5 protein-coding genes are annotated in these 5144 nt (G+C 65.3%); 1 reads left to right on the top strand and 4 read right to left on the bottom strand.

The annotated features are described in order from the left end of the window. Positions 1–198: 198 nt before the first annotated feature. Positions 199–1698, bottom strand: coding sequence for a 4-alpha-glucanotransferase (gene malQ, locus BRA49_RS11700; RefSeq protein ID WP_292386270.1), 1500 nt, complete (start codon positions 1696–1698; stop codon positions 199–201). A gap of 56 nt (positions 1699–1754) precedes the next feature. Continuing rightward, entirely contained in the window at positions 1755–2522 is a 768-nt protein-coding gene (locus tag BRA49_RS11695) for a TIGR04255 family protein (protein WP_292386269.1), read from the bottom strand. Positions 2523–2672: 150 nt separating this feature from the next. Between BRA49_RS11695 and BRA49_RS11690 the strand changes: the two genes are divergently transcribed. Continuing rightward, positions 2673–3239 (top strand): diacylglycerol/polyprenol kinase family protein, encoded by a 567-nt coding sequence (locus BRA49_RS11690; protein ID WP_292386268.1) that lies wholly within the window; start codon positions 2673–2675, stop codon positions 3237–3239. 236 nt (positions 3240–3475) lie between these two features. On the opposite strand, the gene BRA49_RS11685 is transcribed toward BRA49_RS11690, so the two are convergent. Next, the gene (locus tag BRA49_RS11685; protein ID WP_292386267.1) at positions 3476–3844 is read right to left on the bottom strand and encodes a hypothetical protein; all 369 of its coding nucleotides are present in this window, start codon (positions 3842–3844) and stop codon (positions 3476–3478) included. Between the two features lie 108 nt (positions 3845–3952). Continuing rightward, complete coding sequence (locus BRA49_RS11680; RefSeq protein ID WP_292386266.1) at positions 3953–4906, bottom strand: methyltransferase domain-containing protein; 954 nt, start codon at positions 4904–4906, stop codon at positions 3953–3955. Positions 4907–5144: the final 238 nt, after the last annotated feature.

Here is a 5144-nt window from a genome sequence, read left to right as displayed (position 1 = left end):
GGGGGGGGGGGGGACCCCCCCCTCGCCTGTCCCCACCCCCCCGAGGCGATACCCCCTCGAAATTCGCGTCCGGGAGTTGCTACGAAGAATACCTGTATTCTAGGGAACGTCGCGCATAAATGCGGATAATTGCTCAATAAGCATCTACCAGATTTTCCGAGAAAATTTATTTCTGCATGCTTCCTGAGCACCACCGACTCACCCCCGCCCACTGAGTTCCGTCAGCCCCCACAGCCACTCAAATGGGGCCGTATCGAGCTCCTCCGGCGTCATCCGCCACTCCCAGTTCCCTTCCGCCGTCGAGGGGTAATTCATCCTTGCCGCTGCGTCGAGGCCGAGGACGTCCTGCATCGGGACGATGCAGACCCGGGCAACCGAGGTCATCCCGAGACGGACGAGCTCGCGGTGGACGGTGTCCGCCCCTACCTCCTTCCCGATGTAGGCATAGAGCCGCTGTCTGTCCTCCTCCGTCGCCTCCTCCTCAAACCACCCCCTTGATGTGTTGTTGTCGTGCGTCCCGGTGTAGCAGATGAGGTTCGGAATATAGTTATGGGGGATGTGGGGGCTCCTTGCGATCCCTTCCCCGAAGGCGAAGAGGAGGATCTTCATCCCCGGCAGGTCGAACCGGTCGAGAAGCCCCTGGACCGCCGGGGTATTCGCCCCCAGGTCCTCGGCGACGATGGCAAAGCAGGGGAGCCGCCGGGCAAGCGCCTCAAAGAAGTCTGCTCCCGGTCCGTCGACCCAGGTACCGTGCTCGGCCGTCGCATCGCCGGCCGGGACCTCGTAGTAGTCCGCGAACGCCCGGAAGTGGTCGATCCGGAAGAGGTCGTAGAGCTCGCCGGAGCGGGCGATCCGGCGCACCCACCAGTCGTAGTCCTGTCCCCGGAGCGCAGGCCAGTCGTAGACCGGGTTCCCCCAGAGCTGCCCGGTCTGGCTGAAGATATCCGGGGGCACCCCGGCGACAACGGTCGGGCGGAGGTCCCCGTCCAGTTTGAAGATCCCGGGGCTCGCCCAGACATCGGCACTCTCGTAGGCGACGTAGATCGGGATATCGCCGATGACCTGGACCCCGTGCTCCGTGCAGTGCCGGCGGAGGGCCGACCATTGCCGGTCCGCGAGGTACTGGAGGAAGGTCTCCTTCCGGATCCTCCCAGCGAGGCGCTCCCGCATCTCCCCGAGGGCCTCCGGCTGCCGGGTCCGGACCTCTTCCGGCCACCGGTTCCAGGAGAGCCCGTGAAAGTGGTCGGTGAGCGCGACAAAGAGCGCGTAATCGTCGAGCCACCACCCCGCCCCGGCGCGGAACGTCTCGTAACCACTCTCCGGCTCCGACTCGGCGAACCGCCGGTAAGCGAGCGCGAGGAGTCGATCCCGGTACCAGGCGGCCGCCTCAAAGGCGACCCGGCCCTCCGGGAAGTCGGGGTGCAGCTCCAGGTCTTCGGGGTCGATGTAACCGTCCCGGGCGAGGAGCTCGGGGCTGATGAGGAGGGGGTTTAGAGCGAACGCCGACGGGCTGCTGTAGGGTGAGTGAGCGTATTCGTTCTGTGTCGGGTTGAGCGGCAGGATCTGCCAGTAGTGCTGCCGGGCTCGCTCAAGCGCCTCGACGAACCGGTATGCCGCCGGGCCGAAGTCCCCGATGCCGTACGCCGACGGCAGGGAGGTGATATGCAGGAGTATGCCGCTTCCCCGTGTGTGGATCATCCGTTATCTCTCCCGGTGAACGGGCCGGACCTCCGCACGATATCGCCCATAGATCCTCACCGTGCCGGCGCCGGCACCTCCTCCCGCAGGGTGAAGAGGTCGCGGAGAGTGTCCCTGATGCAGGCCTCGAAGATATCCCGGACATGGGTGTGGGCGATCTCGAGCCAGTCCGTGACCCCGTCCAGCGGGACACTCTGGCCTTCCGCGAGGAAGTAGTCGATATTTAAGAGGAACGCGTTGTTCTCCGTCGACTCCGGCACGGCGTCGGTGAGTTCCACCCGGCAGTTGTCCCGGTTGTCATGGAACGTGAACTCGCACCCGGTGATGAACCCCTCCGGGACCCGCGGGAGTTCCGGCGGAAGGGTCGGGTAGAAGGCGAAGTAGTCCGAGAGCGTCACTTCCCGCTCCGGGATCTCGATGAGGTTGACGTAGCGGAGGTTCATGGTCCCGATGGCGTCGACCCCCATGACGTCCCGGAACCGGTCAAAAACGCTCTTGATCCGCTCCGAGAAGGCTTCCCAGTGGACGTAGGGCTTCTGGCAGCTCACCGAGAGGAGACGGGGCCCGACCTGGACGGCGCAGCCCTCGTCCTCGGCGAGGAAGATCGACCGTTCGGTGACGAGCAATTCCTCGCGGAGCCCCTCGGGACCGACGAGCATCACCACCTCGCGGACGTAGCGCTGGTCACGCTTCGGGTAGGTCTCTTTCAGGTGGCTGTAGAGTACGCCGGGATACGTCATGTCCCAGGGGGTCTCCTGGGGGAACCGGAACTCGCACATCACCTCAGCCGCAGGCGGGTTTACGTATTTTCGTACCTCTGCCATGATCTTATCCCTCACGGGGTGTAGGATGGAAGGAGACTACTTTAAAGTGACTGCTTCCCCCGGACGAAAGGCCCGATACCTGCCGGCATACACTGCTGGAGAAGAGCACTCACGCGATGCTTTATCTAGCAACGCTGCTATCTGGGTGCGATGAGCGAGACGTTTCGCCAGATAGTCCACCTTCTCATGGGGGTCATCGGCGCCGCGGTAATTCTCAGCCTGGACGACCGGGGAGCATTCATCTTCGTGAGCGCCGCCCTCGTCGCCCAGTTCCTCGTCTGCGACGCCATCACCCGCGGTTACGACATCCCGGTCCTCTCCCGGGTGATGGACGAATCGGAGCGGAACGAGAAGGTGCCGCTCAAGGGGGGCATTGCCTACGCCGCCGGCGCGCTCTTCTGCCTTGCGGTCTTTTCGCGGGAGTACACGGCGGTCGGCCTCGTCACGGTCGGGGTGCTCGATAGCGTCTCAACCCTCGTCGGGCTGCGGTTCGGGCGGCACGTCGTCCGGGGAAAAAAGTCGCTTGAGGGGACGGTTGCCGGAATTATCGCGGCCGCGCTCGCCCTCTCTCTCCTGATCCCCTGGTGGGCGGCGGCGGTCGTCGCGGCGGTCGGCGGGATCATCGAGGCATACTTCCCGCTCGACGACAACGTGGCGGTCCAGGTTGGGGCGTGCGTGACGCTCGCGGCGGTGGGGGTCGGGGTGGGGTTTGTTTGAGGCCGTCCCAGAATGCCTCTGCCGGGAGGGGGGACACCCCCTCCCGATCCCTCCCCCGGATGGCGATATTCAGTGGGAAGCCGTTTCACCCTTCTTGCCATAGATGTGGCTCAGATGATAGAATCCTCGGAGGAACGTGTTCTGATAAGGGGGCACTGAAGGTTCATACAGGTTTCTGGGACGACCTCTCTCTCATAGGAAAGGACCGGCAGGAAGGGGGAAGCGCCCCGCCCCCTTCAGCACTCGACGCCCCGCTTCTTGAGCTCCTCGGACTTCCGCTTCGAGCACGCCTCGCACCGGAACTCGGGGGCCGGGTCGTCGGACCGGTCATAGTTCTTCGCCCTGACCAGGCGATAGCCCCGGGCGACCGTGCCGCAGTCCACGCACCGGACCTCCTCTTTGACCTCCCACTGGGCGGCGAGCGTCTCGGAGGTGAAGATGAACCGGTCGACCCAGAAGAAGATGAGGCCGCCGATGAAGTTCGCGACGATGGTGGCGGCGAGCGCTCCGAGGCCCGCGAGCCAGTAGAGCACGACTGCGAGGATCGGTGTCGAGAGCTGCCACCGGATGAGGTAAAGGCCGTATCGTTTAAAATTTACTTCCACCTATAAAATTCGCCCGGCCCCCTCATAAAACCGGGGCCGGCACCCGGCAGGAAGTCACGCCGGGCTGTGCGAAAAAGGACATCATCAGCCCCCGTATCCCCGGAACCGTCAGGAGAGAACCAGGATCCGGCGCGTCAGGCTCTTATGCACCCGCTGCTCGTGCTCCTGCAGGATGGTGAAGTGCCGGGCGGCGATCGGCGTGATGTCGCGGTGCGTGACGACGACCGCGCGCCTCCCCGGCCTGAGGATCCGCCGGATCTCCGCGAGCGAGCCGTCGTAGAGCCGGTCCATGCTCTCCCCGTGGATCCTGACCGACTGGCCGTAGGGGAGGTCGGTCACGACCGAGTCGAGGGCGCCGTCGCAGACCGGGACCGCCGTGGCGTCGGCGATCATCACGTCCGAGCCGGGGAGGTTCTGCCGGTAGCCAGCGACCATCGCGGGGTCGAAGTCGCTGCCGAGGACCCGGACGCCGATCTCGCGGGCCTCAAGGAGGATGCCGCCGGTGCCGCAGAAGGGGTCGAAGATCAGTTCCCCCGACCGGACCAGGGAGATGTTCACGAGCGCCCGGCCCATCCGGGGCATCATCACGCCGGGGTGGAAGAACGGCCGACGCATGGGGTTCCGGTACTCGAACCCGCCCCGGTCGATCCGCGCAATCACGCGGCCGAAGTAGCAGCGGTCATCCGAGACGACGGCGCGGTACTCTTCGACGGGCTCACGGAGCGAGACCGGGCCGGCGACGAGACCACCGATCAGCCGCTCGGCCTCAAGACGCGGCACATCCATGTGGGCCCCCTGGATCAGTTTCACCCGACCGGCAAACGGCTTATCGGTCCGGATGGCGAGGTCGCGGAGGAGGGTTGCGAACGCCTCGCGGGTGGCCTCGCACTCCCCGAGGTACTCCATCACCACGTGCGTCAGGGCAAGCCGCCCGACGGCCTCCGGGTCCGGGCACTCGGCAACGGCGACCTGGGCCCGCCTATCGAGGACACGGCCCACGCACTCCAGTTCTGAGACCGGGAGGTCGGGGTGCTCGCCGGAGAGTTCGAAGAGCAGTTTCATCCCGAGAATATTGGGCCGGGAGGGCGATAAAGCGGGGGGATGGAGGGGAGCGACCGAACGCAGGGCTGGCTGTCGTGGAGATCGTGAACCATGCACCTCCACCCGATCGGGCTCGAAGCCGGGTTAGAACTCGGACTCCCAGATACAGTAGAAACGAGGATGAAGCCCGATACAGTGGACCGTGGGGATATCGCCACGCACTGCCCCCGCCCCAAGGGGCGGGGAACGACTGCCGGAA

This window comes from Methanoculleus sp. UBA430 (genome assembly GCF_002506585.1).
GTDB lineage: Archaea > Halobacteriota > Methanomicrobia > Methanomicrobiales > Methanoculleaceae > Methanoculleus.
The sequence above is the reverse complement of the archived record's forward strand: the minus strand, read 5'-3'. Positions and strand labels throughout refer to the sequence as shown.